Annotated in this window: 17 protein-coding genes; 16 read left to right on the top strand and 1 reads right to left on the bottom strand. The window is 38.6% G+C overall.

Features of this window, described 5'->3' with window-relative positions; translation table 11 throughout:
* The first annotated feature begins 15 nt into the window (after window positions 1-15).
* The 13 genes from pyrH (at window position 16) to gloA (ending at window position 12,769) form a co-directional block, all read left to right on the top strand.
* Window positions 16-759 (top strand): UMP kinase, encoded by a 744-nt coding sequence (pyrH, locus tag H3T44_RS01075; protein WP_110438157.1) that lies wholly within the window; start codon window positions 16-18, stop codon window positions 757-759.
* Between the two features lie 87 nt (window positions 760-846).
* Window positions 847-1,368, top strand: coding sequence for a ribosome recycling factor (frr, locus tag H3T44_RS01070; protein WP_155565942.1), 522 nt, complete (start codon window positions 847-849; stop codon window positions 1,366-1,368).
* Window positions 1,369-1,393: 25 nt separating this feature from the next.
* A complete protein-coding gene (locus H3T44_RS01065; RefSeq protein ID WP_232342191.1) occupies window positions 1,394-2,167 on the top strand; it encodes an isoprenyl transferase in 774 nt (257 codons plus the stop codon).
* Complete coding sequence (locus tag H3T44_RS01060) at window positions 2,160-3,038, top strand: phosphatidate cytidylyltransferase (RefSeq protein ID WP_198195623.1); 879 nt, start codon at window positions 2,160-2,162, stop codon at window positions 3,036-3,038. Before H3T44_RS01065 ends, H3T44_RS01060 begins: the two co-directional genes overlap by 8 nt.
* A 45-nt stretch (window positions 3,039-3,083) precedes the next feature.
* Complete coding sequence (dxr, locus tag H3T44_RS01055; protein WP_198185237.1) at window positions 3,084-4,241, top strand: 1-deoxy-D-xylulose-5-phosphate reductoisomerase; 1,158 nt, start codon at window positions 3,084-3,086, stop codon at window positions 4,239-4,241.
* A gap of 25 nt (window positions 4,242-4,266) precedes the next feature.
* On the top strand, window positions 4,267-5,373 hold the full coding sequence (gene rseP, locus H3T44_RS01050; RefSeq protein ID WP_198195621.1) for an RIP metalloprotease RseP: 1,107 nt from the start codon (window positions 4,267-4,269) through the stop codon (window positions 5,371-5,373).
* Between the two features lie 199 nt (window positions 5,374-5,572).
* Complete coding sequence (bamA, locus tag H3T44_RS01045) at window positions 5,573-7,996, top strand: outer membrane protein assembly factor BamA (RefSeq protein WP_198196095.1); 2,424 nt, start codon at window positions 5,573-5,575, stop codon at window positions 7,994-7,996.
* Window positions 7,997-8,047: 51 nt separating this feature from the next.
* The gene (locus tag H3T44_RS01040; protein WP_110438593.1) at window positions 8,048-8,899 is read left to right on the top strand and encodes an OmpH family outer membrane protein; all 852 of its coding nucleotides are present in this window, start codon (window positions 8,048-8,050) and stop codon (window positions 8,897-8,899) included.
* Between the two features lie 26 nt (window positions 8,900-8,925).
* Window positions 8,926-9,993: a UDP-3-O-(3-hydroxymyristoyl)glucosamine N-acyltransferase gene (lpxD, locus tag H3T44_RS01035; protein ID WP_110438150.1), complete on the top strand. Its 1,068-nt coding sequence runs from the start codon at window positions 8,926-8,928 to the stop codon at window positions 9,991-9,993.
* 98 nt (window positions 9,994-10,091) lie between these two features.
* Window positions 10,092-10,547, top strand: a complete 456-nt coding sequence (gene fabZ / locus H3T44_RS01030; RefSeq protein ID WP_347400847.1) for a 3-hydroxyacyl-ACP dehydratase FabZ — start codon at window positions 10,092-10,094, stop codon at window positions 10,545-10,547.
* A gap of 85 nt (window positions 10,548-10,632) precedes the next feature.
* Window positions 10,633-11,508, top strand: coding sequence for an acyl-ACP--UDP-N-acetylglucosamine O-acyltransferase (lpxA, locus tag H3T44_RS01025; protein ID WP_155568217.1), 876 nt, complete (start codon window positions 10,633-10,635; stop codon window positions 11,506-11,508).
* 7 nt (window positions 11,509-11,515) lie between these two features.
* Window positions 11,516-12,379, top strand: coding sequence for an LpxI family protein (locus tag H3T44_RS01020; protein ID WP_110438147.1), 864 nt, complete (start codon window positions 11,516-11,518; stop codon window positions 12,377-12,379).
* Window positions 12,380-12,769 (top strand): lactoylglutathione lyase, encoded by a 390-nt coding sequence (gloA, locus tag H3T44_RS01015; RefSeq protein WP_198195619.1) that lies wholly within the window; start codon window positions 12,380-12,382, stop codon window positions 12,767-12,769.
* On the opposite strand, the gene H3T44_RS01010 is transcribed toward gloA, so the two are convergent.
* Window positions 12,766-12,996, bottom strand: coding sequence for a hypothetical protein (locus tag H3T44_RS01010; protein ID WP_232347471.1), 231 nt, complete (start codon window positions 12,994-12,996; stop codon window positions 12,766-12,768). The two genes, gloA and H3T44_RS01010, sit on opposite strands and share 4 nt — an antisense overlap.
* Window positions 12,997-13,367: 371 nt before the next feature.
* Between H3T44_RS01010 and rpmH the strand changes: the two genes are divergently transcribed.
* The 3 genes from rpmH to yidD are packed head-to-tail and all read left to right on the top strand — an operon-like array spanning window position 13,368 to window position 14,143.
* Window positions 13,368-13,502, top strand: a complete 135-nt coding sequence (gene rpmH / locus H3T44_RS01005) for a 50S ribosomal protein L34 (RefSeq protein ID WP_110438144.1) — start codon at window positions 13,368-13,370, stop codon at window positions 13,500-13,502.
* A gap of 56 nt (window positions 13,503-13,558) precedes the next feature.
* Window positions 13,559-13,915 carry a ribonuclease P protein component gene (rnpA, locus tag H3T44_RS01000; RefSeq protein WP_110438592.1) on the top strand — a complete coding sequence of 119 codons (357 nt, stop codon included), beginning with the start codon at window positions 13,559-13,561 and terminating at the stop codon, window positions 13,913-13,915.
* Window positions 13,916-14,143: a membrane protein insertion efficiency factor YidD gene (gene yidD / locus H3T44_RS00995; RefSeq protein WP_198195616.1), complete on the top strand. Its 228-nt coding sequence runs from the start codon at window positions 13,916-13,918 to the stop codon at window positions 14,141-14,143.
* The last annotated feature ends 18 nt before the right edge of the window (window positions 14,144-14,161 follow it).

Here is a 14,161-nt window from a genome sequence, read left to right as displayed (position 1 = left end):
CAATGTGAATTTATAATGGTTTCTTCAGAAAAAATTGTTCCTAAACGAGTTTTATTGAAAATTTCAGGTGAGGCTTTACTGGGTGAAGGTAGTTATGGTATCGATCCAAAAGTTGCAAACGCTATTGTAAGCGATATCGCCAATGTTGTTAAGTCTGGTGTGGAAGTTTGTTTGGTAATCGGTGGTGGCAATATTTTTCGTGGCATGACTGCAGCCTCCAAGGGAATAGATCGTGTTCATGGTGATTATGCTGGAATGCTGGCTACAGTGATTAACGCAATTGTTTTGCATAATGTTTTGGAACAGCATCATATTGAAAGCTGTATCATGTCGGCGATTGATATTCCTCAGATTGCAGAAAATTATGTAAGAAACAAGGCCATTTCACATATAAAACAGGGACGGGTGGTTATTTTTGCGGCGGGTACGGGAAATCCCTATTTTACTACGGATACAGCTGCAGCGTTGCGAGCCATAGAGATGGGATGTGATATTATGCTGAAAGGGACACAGGTTGACGGTGTCTATGATAGCGACCCCAAGAACAATCCTGATGCCAAAAGATATGATACAATCACCTATTCTGAGGCTCTCATCAAGGAATTAAATATCATGGATGCAACGGCTTTCAGTCTGGCTCAGGATAATAAGTTGCCAATGATAGTGTTTAATGTACACAAAGAGGGCAATTTTGAAAATGTGTTGTTGGGTAATGGTGTTTGTACCAGAGTGGTTGCTTCTTCTTCAAATCATAAGTAAAAGATAAATTAAATAATCTTAATAATTTTAAAAGGTGTTGATGTGGTTGATGATATTAATAGTTTAAAGCAGGATCTGACACGACGTATGCAGAGCGCTATTGAATCTTTTAAGCATGATCTGGCAGGGTTGCGTTCGGGACGTGCAACTCCGGCCTTGCTGGAGCCTATTCGCGTTGATGCTTATGGAAGCATTACACCAATTACTCAGGTCGCTTCCATTACAGCGCCAGAATCACGAATGTTATCTGTTCAAGTATGGGACAAGACGCTAGCATCCGCTGTAGACAAGGCGATAAGGGAAAGTGGGTTGGGATTGAATCCTATTCCTGACGGGCAATTAATTAGGGTGCCTATTCCACAGTTAACCGAAGAGCGACGTAATGAAATGGTTAAGGCTGCAAGCCGGTATGCTGAAAATGCAAAAATTGCGGTGAGGGGTGTTCGTCGTGATGGAATGGACAAAACCAAAGCTGCTGAAAAAAAAGGTGAAATCAGCCAAGATGATGTAAAAGATTGGTCTGATGAAATTCAGAAAATAACAGATCAGTATGTCAATAAAATTGATGAGGTTTTTGCTGAAAAAGAACGTGACATTAAACAGGTATAGATCATAAACATCAGGTTGATAATTAATGGTTTTACCTACTGTTCATGATAATGTCAAAATATCATCAACAATGGATGATTGTGAAATACCCCAACATGTTGCGATCATTATGGATGGCAACAGTCGTTGGGCGGCTGCAAGAGGATTGCCGAGAATTGCCGGACATCGTGCAGGTGCACAGGCGGTCAAACGCAGTATAGAATTTGCTATTGAAAAAAAGATAAGATGGTTGACTCTTTATGCGTTTTCTTCTGAAAATTGGCAAAGAACACCAGAGGAAGTATCAGATTTAACCGGCCTCTTGAAATTTTACCTTAAAAGCGAAGTTAAAAAGCTTCATAAGCAGAATATTCGTATTCGTATAATCGGTGATATTACACGTTTTGACCAAAATCTTCAAAACGATTTGCATGCAGTGGAATATTTGACAAAGAATAATGATGCGCTTGTCCTGACTTTGGCTCTTTCCTATGGAGGGAGAGGAGAGGTTATTCAGGCAGTTAAGAGAATTTGTCAGGATCGGGTTGATAAGTTGCTTGATTCACGGGACATAACGGAAGATTTATTTGCATCATATCTTTTTACGGCAGATATACCAGATCCAGATCTTATTTTACGAACAAGTGGTGAAAGCAGATTATCGAATTTTCTTTTATGGCAGGCCGCTTATGCTGAATTAATTTTCATTGATACGCTTTGGCCAGATTTTGACAAAGAGGATTTTGATAGGGTTATAGATATTTATATTCGTCGGGAACGACGTTTTGGTGCCAGACCGGGATTAGAAGATAGTGAATAATAATCAGCAAGCTTCCTGGCAGGATTTGCCTGTACGAATTGTTTCTGCAGTGATTATTGTTCCTGTTGCTTTGATTTGTATTGTATGGGGTGAATGGTATTACATCGGTATGATTTCCATTATAAGTATCGTAATGGTATATGAATGGGAAAATCTTTTTAAAATTAGTTATAAAAATTTTAAGGGGTGCCTGTTTTTATTTTGGCCTGTTATAGCCTATTGCGCCGCCCTTGAAGGGATGTGGACACAATCGCTTTATATCATATTGGGATTTGCCTTTATCTTTGGACCACAATTATGGTTGGGATCAGTGATTATCGGTGGCGCTGGTTTATCTTTATTATGGCTACGATTTATGACAGGCTTTCAAACCTGGATGATCATCTGGATTGTTTCGGTTGTTATTGCAAGTGACAGTTGTGCCTATCTTGTTGGAAAGCTTGTTGGTGGACCCAAACTCATTCCTTCTGTCTCTCCTGGCAAAACCTGGTCAGGGGCTATAGGTGGATTGATTGGTGCTGGCTGCGTCGGTGCCTGTATCATTGGATATTTGAATCAAGGAATAGGACATTCCTATCTTATCGGATGTGTTTTGAGTGTTCTTATCGGTATTATGGCGCAAATTGGTGATTTGCTTGAAAGTAAACTTAAACGTATTTTAGGTGTTAAAGATTCAGGCAAAATCATTCCGGGACATGGGGGGGTTCTGGATCGTTGCGATGCTTTGTTGACAGTATCAATTTTGGTCGCTCTTCTTACTTTCTTCCTGCCATCTGAAATAGAGGGTGTCAAATGGAATGGTGGATCGCTAGCTAATAATCAATTAATATTTAATATAAAACCTAATATACCTTTATATTTGTTTAAATAATAAAGGGAGCATTCTGGTTTTGGACATGATGAGGATTTTCAGGAAATGAAGACGGTTTCAATATTGGGTTGTACAGGAAGTATTGGGTGTTCGACAGTTGATCTCTTGTTGCAAGATCCCCAGGCGTTCAAAACGGTTGCCTTGATTGGGGGCAAGAATTTTAAAAGACTTGCTGAACAGGCAATTAGGCTTAATGCTGAATATGCTGTTATTGCAGATGATCAATTTTTACCAGAATTGAAAGAATTGCTGAATTCTTTCCCTGTAAAGGTAATGGGAGGGCGTCAGGCTGTCTTGGAAGCGGCAGCTATTCCTGTTGATTGGACAATGGCGGCTATTACTGGTGCCATTGGCTTGGAACCAACTTTGGCCGCCGTTAAAAACGGTCGTTATGTTGCCTTGGCTAACAAAGAGGCCTTGGTTTCAGCTGGAGATGTGATGTTAAAGGCCGTGAAAAAGGCTGGCGCGACATTACTTCCTGTTGATTCCGAGCATAATGCTGTTTTTCAGTCAATGGCGGACAAACAATATAATGCAATTGAAAAAATCATTCTAACCGCTTCTGGTGGGCCATTTCGAAAATTTTCCCTTGAAGAGATGAAAAATGTTTCACTAGATCAGGCTTTAAAACATCCGACATGGACGATGGGTGCCAAGATTACCATTGATTCAGCAACAATGTTTAATAAAGGATTGGAAATTATTGAGGCGGCTAGGTTGTTTTCCGTAAGCGAGAATAAAATTGATGTTTTAATCCACCCTCAATCCATTGTACACAGTATGGTACAATATGAAGATGGAAGTATCTTGGCGCAACTTGGTTCTCCAGATATGAGAATTCCAATTGCTCATACTCTGGCGTGGCCGAAGAGAATGTATTCAAATGTTGAACGATTGAATCTTGCCAAGGCAGGAAAGTTGGATTTTGAAGCACCTGACGAAACAAGATTTCCAGCTTTAAGATTGGCGCGTGAATCCTTGAAAGCTGGTAAATGTGCGCCAACTATTCTATCAGCAGCCAATGAAGTGGCAGTTGATGCATTTCTTCATGAAAAAATTCGTTTTCTCCATATAGCGGTTCTAGTTGAAACCGTCATGCAAAAACTTGGTGCACCGACGGCGAATTCACTAGAAGATGTGTTGCATTGGGATATGGAAGCTCGTCGTTGCGCAAAAGAGTGGCTGAACAATTACAATAACTAATCTAAGAAATATAGGGTAAGACTGGATGCATGCGTTTATAGTAACAATTATCTCTTTCATATTTGTATTAGGAGTGCTTGTATTCATTCATGAACTTGGTCATTATTTGGCTGCACGTTGGCGTGGGGTTCATGTCGACGTATTTTCAATTGGTTTTGGCAAACCGCTATATAAATGGCGTGATAAGGTTGGAACCGAATGGCGATTATGTCCTATTCCGTTGGGTGGTTACGTAAAACCGCATGGATTTGAAGATCCGGAAGATGCCACGGATGAACAAAAAGCAAATTGGATTCCGGGGAAGACATTTCATGCAAAACCTGTAATGGATCGTTCAATCGTTATTTTTGCAGGACCTTTTTTTAATTTTGTTTTAGCCGTGATCCTGTTTGCCGGTGTATTCGCAATTTCAGGTAAACCTTTTATTAAACCAGTGGTGGAAAATATTGTTCCCAATAGTGCTGCCAGCCAAGCTGGTATGAAGCCTAATGATATTATTATTCAAATTGACAGATATAAAAATCCTGATGCTCAATCCCTGGCTTTATTTGCGAAAAAGCATCCGGGAATGATGACAACGGTGATTGTGAAGAGAGAAGGTAAGGAAGTTTCATTACCGATCACAATTAGTTCAAAATTAATTGACCATAAATCAGTAGGGCAGTTGGGGATTGTCATGGGCAGGATTTTTGTTGAAAAACATCGATTGTCAATCGAAGATTCTGTCGTGTATGCATTCCGAGAAACATGGAATATAACCGCTGACACTGTTATTGGACTGGGGCAGATGGTTACCAGACAACGTTCCTTGAATGAACTGGGCGGACCAATAAAAATAGCCCAGATTTCTGGTCAAGTTGCTGAAAAAGGTTTTGATCAATTAATCTTAATGATGGCAGTCTTATCCATTAATTTAGGCCTTATAAATTTGTTTCCGATTCCAATGTTGGATGGAGGACGGTTATTATTTTATGTTATTGAAGCTGTATATCGTAAACCTGTGCATAAAAAAATTCAGGCATGGGCATTTCAAATCGGTTTCGGATTGATTTTGTTGCTTTTTTTATTTTCAACATATAACGATATATCACAATTGGGTTTGATAAGCTGGTTTACAAGCCACAGTAAATAAATTCTATTCAATTTCTGTAATCAAAAACTTGTAAAAAGGATTAAAAATCGTTACCCCTTTAGTTTAAGAAATAAAATTTGATTTAATTGTTGTATTTCTTGTGATATTGAATTGAATGGATTTGTTTTGGTAATAAAGGGTGGCTGATTTGTCCGGTAAACGTTCGGCGTTGTTTGCTTCTGTATGCATATTTCTTTTTATGTGCGTATCGTTACATGCTCAAACAACAAGTAAAACTTCTTATGCATCTCATCATAAAAAAGCGGATTATCGTCGAAGTTCTATAAAAAAATCCCGTAATAAAAAGCGTTCTGTTGATAATCAAATAACGAAACAGGGCGGCATTATCCAATCAATTGAAGTATATGGAAATGATCGAGTTGAAACCCCGACAGTTCTTTCTTATATGCTGGCTCAACCAGGTGATCCATTTAATAAGGATTTATTGGATCGTTCTTTAAAAACACTTTATGCCACAGGTTTATTCAAAGATATAAGTCTGCATCGTTCCGGCAGTACGTTACAAATCAAGGTTATAGAGAATCCGATTATCAATCGTGTAGCTTATGAGGGTAATTCCAAACTCAAGGATACGGATATTCAGAAATACACTTCCTTGAGGGCGCGTTCTGTTTATTCCCCTTCACTGATTGCTTCTGATCGTCAGCGTATCCTAGCCATGTATGGTGCAAAAGGACGTTATTCAGTAACTGTTACGCCACAAATTATCAACCTGTCTCATAATCGTATTGATGTTGTTTTTAGAATTGATGAGGGTCCTAAAACTTTAATTAAAAAACTTACTTTTGTTGGTAACCATGCATTCAGTGAGGCACGTTTAAGTCAGGTAACCTCTTCAAAAGAAGCTGCGTGGTATCGATTCTTTTCCTCTTCCGATCAGTATAATCCGGAACGTGTCCGTTATGATGCGGAATTGATTCGAAGATTTTATTTACGTAACGGTTATGTCGATTTCAAAATGATCAATGCTACGGGTGAATTATCACCTGACCATAAATCTTTTTACATCACCTATACAATGGAAGAGGGGCCTCAATATCGTCTGGGTAAGGTTGATGCCCGTTCAAATGTTGAAAATGTGACAGCTGAAAAAGTTCAACGGATGATTCCAATACGTAAAGGGCAAATCTATGATGGCAAGGAAATTGATGACTTAGCTAAAGATATTCAGGAGACATTGCAGTCACAGGGGCATCCTTTTGCCGTGGTAAGACCTGAAATTGCGCGTAACCCGGAAAAAAAGATTGTTGATCTGCTTTTTGATGTTATGGAAGGGCCGAGGGTTTATGTTGAGAGAATAGACATTAACGGTAATACGGTGACTCAGGATAAGGTTATCCGTCGTGAGTTGCCTATAGCTGAAAATGATCCTTTTACTGATACAACCGAAAAATATATAAAGCAATCAGTTGAGGATTTGGGATATTTCAAAACTGTCAAAGTAGAAAAAAGTAAAGGTTCCGCTCCTGATAAACGAATGGTTTCTGTAAATGTTCAGGAAAAACCAACAGGTGAATTCTCACTAGGGGGAGGATATTCTACGGATTCCGGTGTGTTGGGAAATATAGGGTTAAGGCAGCGTAATTTCCTTGGAACAGGGGTTGATGCGGGAATTAACGGTACGATGGCCTATTATGCTCGACAAGCTGATTTTTCGATAACAGATCCATATTTTCTGGGTAAAAATATGGTTGCGGGAATTGATATATTCTATCTTGAAAATAATTATCAGACTTATCAGAACTATGCTGAAAACAGGTATGGCGCAACTTTCCGTATCGGATACGCGTTTAATAACGTTCTGTCACAGCAATGGACATATTCGATTATGGAAAGAAGGGTTCATGATATTTGGAGCCACTCATCTTTCTATATTCTTGATCAAAAAGGCTATTCATTCTTGTCGCAAATTGGTACGACGATTACTTATGACACGAGAGATTCGAGAATGAATCCTCACAGTGGAACCTTGGTTCGCTTGGGTGGTGATTTTGCTGGTGTCGGTGGTGACACGAAATATGTTCGCGGTAAAATTGATGCTGCCCAGTATTTCCCCCTGGATGATTTTACCGGTAATCGTGATTGGACATTGAGTATCAGTGGTGGTGCAGGGTATATAAGCGATATTTCAGGACATAATCATAGAAGTGTTATTGATAACTTTTATCTTGGTGGTAACAATTTGCGTGGTTTCTATGATGGTGGAGTTGGACCAAGAACCCATCCAATCAGTCATGTGGTTGAGGGTAAATCCCATGGTGAAGAAGATTTCCTGGGAGGTCGTTTCATGTACACGGCTTCAGCACAAATTAATTTTCCCATGCCCGCTTCACGTGATCTGGGTTTAATGGGTCGTTATTTTGTGGATATGGGTGCTTTGGGAGGAATGCGTGTCAAACGTCGTTATACCAATAAAGCGACTGATGGAGATCGTTATACACCGATTTGGGGAAATTCAATGACACCGCGTGTAAGTACTGGTGCTGGTATCTCATGGAAAAGTCCTTTCGGTATGTTGAATGTTGATGTTGGTATACCTATTGTCAAACAGAGACGTGACCGGGTACAACTATTAAGGTTTGGTTTTGGACAACAGTTTTAAGGATTTATAATGGCAAAAAATTTAAAGCTTTTTTTGGCAGTGACAGGGTTAATGATTATTCCTTCATTTTCTGGATTTAATAATTCTGTTCATGCCGCAGACGAGAATAATGGATGGTTCATTCCTAAAGGGAGCCAGACAAAACCTGTTATCAATACGCCAAAAACAGTAAAGCATTCCACTGCTAATGTTAGTAAAGCTGTACCGGTTGCTTCTGTTCCTGACACGGATGATTCCGATGAAACCGACATGCAGAATCAAAATCAGCCTGTTTTGCCATTACCACCAATTCCGACACCAGCCCCTATTGCAAAATCCAATCCACCACCACAGGCTGTAATTGGGGTAATCAGTGTTCCGGATGTTATGCGTCAATCAACCGCTTATCTTGAAGCCTCAAAATTATTGGAAGCTCGTAGGGACAATCTGCAACAGGATGTTCAAAAAGAACAAAAAGTTTGGCGTTCGGAACAGCAGCAAATTCAGGCAAAAGCTAGAACAATGACTTCTGAACAAATTCAATCGCGTGCACGTCAGTTACAGGCACGTGTTTTAAAGGCACAAAAGGATTTTCGCAATCGAAGCAGAATTATTCAAGAGGCGGCACAAGTTTCTTTTGGACAGATTGAACGTGAATTGATCCAGATTATTCAGAATGTGGCTTCCAGTCATAATATGAATTTGGTACTACATCGTGAACAAGTCGCATTAAGCGTTAATGAGCTCGATATTACAAATGATGTTTTAAAAGAGCTTAATAAAAATCTACCATCTGTTTTTGTGCCTGCGGCAAATGTCGATCCTGAAGAATTGGCAAAAAGTGGAACAATGCCAACAACAGCGAATCCTGAACTTCAAAAACCTCAGACCAAAGCGGTTGAACCAAAGAAAACAACTAAATAATTAATAAAATCAGGTGTTATTATAAAGTGAATCTGAATACGATTAATAATTGTCCTGGTGATTCTCGTTTTTTTAAAAAGTCTGCGCCTATTGCCTTGGAACAGATTATTGGGACTTCTGAAGCCAAATTTGTTCCAGCATACAATGGTCGAGATAAATCTTTTGATTTAATGGGAATTGCACCTTTGCAATCAGCCACGCAAAATGAGGTTAGTTTTCTTGATAATAAACGATATATTGACTTGCTATCTCAAACAAAAGCCGGATTAATAATTGTTTCACCTGCTTTTGCAGATAAAATACCCCATCATTCTCATGCATTGGTAACAAAAAACCCGTATTTGGAATGGGCGAGAATAGCATCTTTGTTTTATCCTAAAAGTTCGGTTCAAGCCGGTATTCATTCTTCTGCCTGTATTGACTCAACTGCCCAGATTGATGATGAAGTTGAAATCCAGGAATTTGTAGTGATAAAGGCAAACGTGAAAATTGGAAAGGGTTCAATTATTGGGTCACATACTGTCATTGAACAGGGTGTGGAAATTGGTGAAAACTGTCGAATTGGAAGTCATGTTTCTTTGAGCTGTGCAATTTTGGGGAATAGAATTACATTATATCCAGGAGTTAGGATAGGACAGGATGGATTTGGTTTTGCCATTAGTGAACATGGTTTTTTAAGTGTGCCTCAAATTGGTAAAGTTATCCTGAAAGACGATGTTGAAATTGGTTCTAACTCAACAATTGATCGGGGATCGGTAAGAGATACGGTTATTGGTGAGGGATCGAGAATAGATAATCTAGTTCAAATCGGACATAATGTCCAAATGGGAAAATGCTGCATTGTGGTAGCCCAGGCTGGAATATCCGGCTCGACCCGATTGGAGGATTTCGTTACAATTGCTGCACAGGCAGGTTTGATTGGACATATCCATATTGGGGAACATGCCCGAATAGGTGCACAATGTGGTGTAATGTCGGATATTGATGCTAAATCTGATGTAATTGGTAGTCCGGCAATGCCTTTTCGAGAGTTTTTCAGAAATGTTGCTTTTTTAAGGCGTCTTGTTAAGTCGTCTTCAAAAGAAAAAGAATGAACATTCTTGTTTTGCAATAATAATTAATTTTTTCGTTCTTATAATGGTTTGAAAACGTGAATAAAAATCCAGAAAATTCTACAGTTCAATCAGATACAATAAATAGTGAAATCGATATATCTGTTATTGATATCGAGGGAATAATGAAGGCTATTCCACATCGATATCCATTTTTGCTTATTGATCGTGTAGTCGATGTAAAATTGGGAAGCTCTGCAACAGGGATTAAGAATGTTACGGTAAATGATCAGTTTTTTATTGGGCATTTTCCGGGACATCCTGTTATGCCTGGTGTTTTAATAATTGAAGCTATGGCTCAGACGGCAGCGGTTTTGGTCGTAAAAACACTTGGAAGTGAATTCGAAGGTAAACTCGTATATTTTATGACTGTGGATAGCGCGAAATTCAGAAAGCCGGTTGTTCCAGGGGATCAATTGCATATTCATGTGGAAAAAGAACGTAACCGTGCAAATGTCTGGAAATTTCGCGGTATAGCAAAAGTTAATGGAGTTTCAGTGGCTGAGGCAATTTTCAGTGCCATGATTGTTGGCTAAAAATTCATTTATGGAAATATTTAAAATATAAACTTAATTTTATCATAATTATAAGTATTGAGTTGTTTTAAAGTTTTTTAAGGGGATGGAGGAAACTCTGACAAAAAATATACAAATAAATCGTTCCTCTCGTGATTGTTATATCCATCCATCGGCAATTGTGTCTGAAAAAGCTAAGTTGGGACAGGGAATACATATTGGTCCATGGTGTATTGTTGGTGATGATGTTGTTGTTGAAGATGGTGCAAAACTTATAGCAAATGTCATTGTCGAGGGAAAAACTGTTTTGGGTAAAGATTCAGTCTATTATCCATTCTCTACAATTGGTCTGGCCCCGCAAGATTTGAAATATAAAGGTGAGTTGACAAGCTGTATCATTGGTGCCCGTACCATTGTTCGGGAACAAGTGACAATTCATCGCGGAACAGCTATCGGAAATGGGGTGACCCGCGTAGGTTCCGATTGTCTGATAATGGTTAACTCTCATATTGCACATGATTGCTATTTAGGAGATAGAGTGATCATTGTGAACAATGTTGTCCTAGGGGGACATGTTCACATAGATGATGATGCTCGAATTATGGGATGTGCAGCTATTCATCAATTCGTAAGAATTGGTAGAGGGGCATTGGTAGGGGGTGTAACAGGAGTTGAATCTGATGTCATACCCTACGGTAGTGTAATAGGTAATCGGGCCCGTTTGGTGGGAATGCATTGGATATGGCTGAAAAGAAATGGGGTTAAAAATCAGGAGTTGCATGCTTTAAGAGGCGTTTATCGAATTCTTTTCCCGAAAGAAAATGAACAAGAAATGGTTTTTGATGAACGGTTGAAATTAGTGCACGAAAAATATGGACATATTGAGCGTGTAAAGGAAATACTGGATTTTATTCAGAATCCGAGCCGACGTGGATTGGTTAAAGTTGGACGCATGATTTCCTCTTCTGAAAATGATGATTAAATATTAGATGGATAAAAACCGACAACAGCCTGTTTTAGGTATCTTGGCAGGAGGAGGACCTTTGCCAGGAAAGGTTGCAGAAGCTGCAAAGAAAAAAGGATATTCTATTTTTATTGTGGCTTTTAAGGATTTTGCAGAACCTCATATTGTCAGCTCTTGGCCACATGAATATGTAAGATTAGCCGCTGCAGGACATATTCTAAATACTTTACGCCAGAATAATTGTAAAGAACTTGTCTTGATTGGACCAGTGAAACGACCATCGTTTTTTGATCTTCGTCCAGACCCGGAAGGGGTAAGAATATTAGGAAAAATAGGTAAGGCCCTTTTTGCTGGAGATGATGGATTGCTTGCCTCCCTTGTTCGTGTGCTAAATGAGGAAGGGTTTACAGTACGAGGAGCTCATGAATTTTTACAGCCTGTATATGAGGGAATTTTAGGAGATGTTATTCCAGATAAATTGGCTTTACAGGATATTGCTAAAGGAATTAAAATTAATAAAGTTATGGGAGAGCTTGATATTGGACAGGCATGTATTGTTCAAAATGAATTGGTTATTGCTGTGGAAGCCATGGAAGGAACTGATGCCATGTTAAAACGGGCAAAAGACTGTCAGCAACCAGGTTTGGGCGGCATTTTGATCAAACAGGTCAAACCGAATCAGGAACGAAAAGCCGATATGCCAACCATTGGTCCAAAAACGGTATATAATGCCCATTATTCCGGATTAAGAGGTATCGCCTTCGAGGCAGAGGGAACATTATTAATCCACAAAGACGAAATGGTTGCAATTGCAAATCAAAAAGGCCTGTTTCTGTTAAGCTATAATCCTGTGACATTTGAACAAAAATATTTGCGTAAGGAAAATTGAATGTCAATGTTTTTACATACAATGCTTCGGGTTTTCGATCTTGACAAGTCCATTTCATTTTATAAAATGCTGGGGCTTCATGAAGTGCGTCGTAAGGATGTGCCAGAGGGTAAGTATACATTGGTTTATATGGCTTATCAAGGTAATGACAAAGGTGTGGCAGAACTCGAACTGACCTATAATTGGGGATGTGAAACGCCTTATAATGTGGGAACAGGATTTGGTCATCTTGCTTTTGGTGTTGATGATGTTACCCAATTGGTTGAGAAAATTAGACAATCGGGTGGCAAAATTACTCGTGAACCAGGACCCGTTAAATTTGGAAAAACATTCATAGCTTTTGTGGAGGATCCAGACGGTTACAAAATTGAACTCATTCAAAATGATTAGAATAAATTATCAATCTTTTTTGTGGCATTTAGATAATCAGAAGTTTTTTCAATAGAACTGGCGATTGATTCTGCTGATTGAATAATTTTTTTATCAGCAGATTTATGGAGGATGATGCGATCGGCCTGTAATAAGGCTGGCGATAACAAACCCTTAACATCATGTCTTAAAAGTGAAAGTTGTCGATAATGATTGTTTTTAACTTTATATATTTGCGATTGAAACAAGAAATTCATTAGAAAAAGAGTTGCGCAAAAAATCAGGCAACCAGACAGCAAAATCAGCTTTATATCTAAATTGTATTTATAGAGTAACATTAAAATTAAATAAACCAAAACGCCTTCAAGCAAATAGACAACATAATTTAATAAATTTTTGCATAAATGGAATTGATTTTTATGAAATGTCATTTTCAAGCATTATATATATTGAGTAATTCTCTTAAAATATCATAAAAAACATTTTATGGCTATTGAGTTTGATTGACGATTTCCCATAATCAGATTATAAACAGCTTTTTAAGAGTTATTATTCTGTTGACCTTTGATGGCTTATTCTGGAATAAATACAATTTGCAATATTTTTAAGGAGAAATTTCGTGAAGCGTACCTATCAACCTTCCAAAATTGTTCGTAAACATCGCCACGGTTTTCGTGCACGTATGGCTACTGTTGGCGGTCGTAAGGTTATTTCAAGTCGTAGGGCCAAAGGTCGTAAACGTCTTTCTGCGTAAGATCTGCTTTGTCAGAACGACTTTTTAGAAAGATAAGGTTACAAAGGGTTCAGTCAATTCAATCCGATTTTAAGCTTTTACACTTGAAAAAAAGAGTGCACTTTTTGAAAGTGGCTGCTCAAGGGCAAAAAATCCCTACATCCAGTTTGGTATTACAATTCTTGAACAGGCATGATAATCAACCGGGAAGGGTAGGGTTTACCGTAACAAAAAAAGTAGGAAACGCGGTTGTACGAAACCGTATAAAACGCCGGTTACGAGCCGTGATTTATCAAGCTGGAAAAGAAATATGTCTATGTGGGGTTGATTTGGTTCTAATAGGACGTAATAAAACTTTTTCAAAACCTTATCCCCATATCGTCCACGATTTTTACCAGGCTTTAAAGAAGGCTGGCATGAAATTTGATGCGTAAATGAAAAAAATGCTTATTCATTCAATTGATTTTTATCGGTTGTGTATAAGCCCATTTTTGGGACATAATTGTCGTTTTAATCCAAGTTGTAGTGAATATATGAAGATAGCTATAGAACAACATGGTGTTGTAAAGGGCATTTTATTGGGTGGATGGCGCATTTTGCGATGTAACCCTTGGAATGCGGGTGGACATGACCCTGTTCCTCCCAAAAAAACAAGTTATTAGTTTTTAAAACAAAGAATG

This window comes from Commensalibacter sp. M0355, assembly GCF_016101365.1.
Taxonomy (GTDB): Bacteria; Pseudomonadota; Alphaproteobacteria; order Acetobacterales; family Acetobacteraceae; genus Commensalibacter; species Commensalibacter melissae.
The sequence above is the reverse complement of the archived record's forward strand: the minus strand, read 5'-3'. Positions and strand labels throughout refer to the sequence as shown.

Excerpts from the sequence above, each read along its gene's own strand:
- pyrH (WP_110438157.1), top strand. The coding sequence starts at position 16 with ATGGTTTCTTCAGAAAAAATTGTTCCTAAACGAGTTTTATTGAAAATT.
- frr (WP_155565942.1), top strand. The coding sequence starts at position 847 with ATGCAGAGCGCTATTGAATCTTTTAAGCATGATCTGGCAGGGTTGCGT.
- H3T44_RS01065 (WP_232342191.1), top strand. The coding sequence starts at position 1,394 with ATGGTTTTACCTACTGTTCATGATAATGTCAAAATATCATCAACAATG.
- dxr (WP_198185237.1), top strand. The coding sequence starts at position 3,084 with ATGAAGACGGTTTCAATATTGGGTTGTACAGGAAGTATTGGGTGTTCG.
- rseP (WP_198195621.1), top strand. The coding sequence starts at position 4,267 with ATGCATGCGTTTATAGTAACAATTATCTCTTTCATATTTGTATTAGGA.
- bamA (WP_198196095.1), top strand. The coding sequence starts at position 5,573 with ATGTGCGTATCGTTACATGCTCAAACAACAAGTAAAACTTCTTATGCA.
- H3T44_RS01040 (WP_110438593.1), top strand. The coding sequence starts at position 8,048 with ATGATTATTCCTTCATTTTCTGGATTTAATAATTCTGTTCATGCCGCA.
- lpxA (WP_155568217.1), top strand. The coding sequence starts at position 10,633 with ATGGAGGAAACTCTGACAAAAAATATACAAATAAATCGTTCCTCTCGT.
- H3T44_RS01020 (WP_110438147.1), top strand. The coding sequence starts at position 11,516 with ATGGATAAAAACCGACAACAGCCTGTTTTAGGTATCTTGGCAGGAGGA.
- gloA (WP_198195619.1), top strand. The coding sequence starts at position 12,380 with ATGTCAATGTTTTTACATACAATGCTTCGGGTTTTCGATCTTGACAAG.
- yidD (WP_198195616.1), top strand. The coding sequence starts at position 13,916 with ATGAAAAAAATGCTTATTCATTCAATTGATTTTTATCGGTTGTGTATA.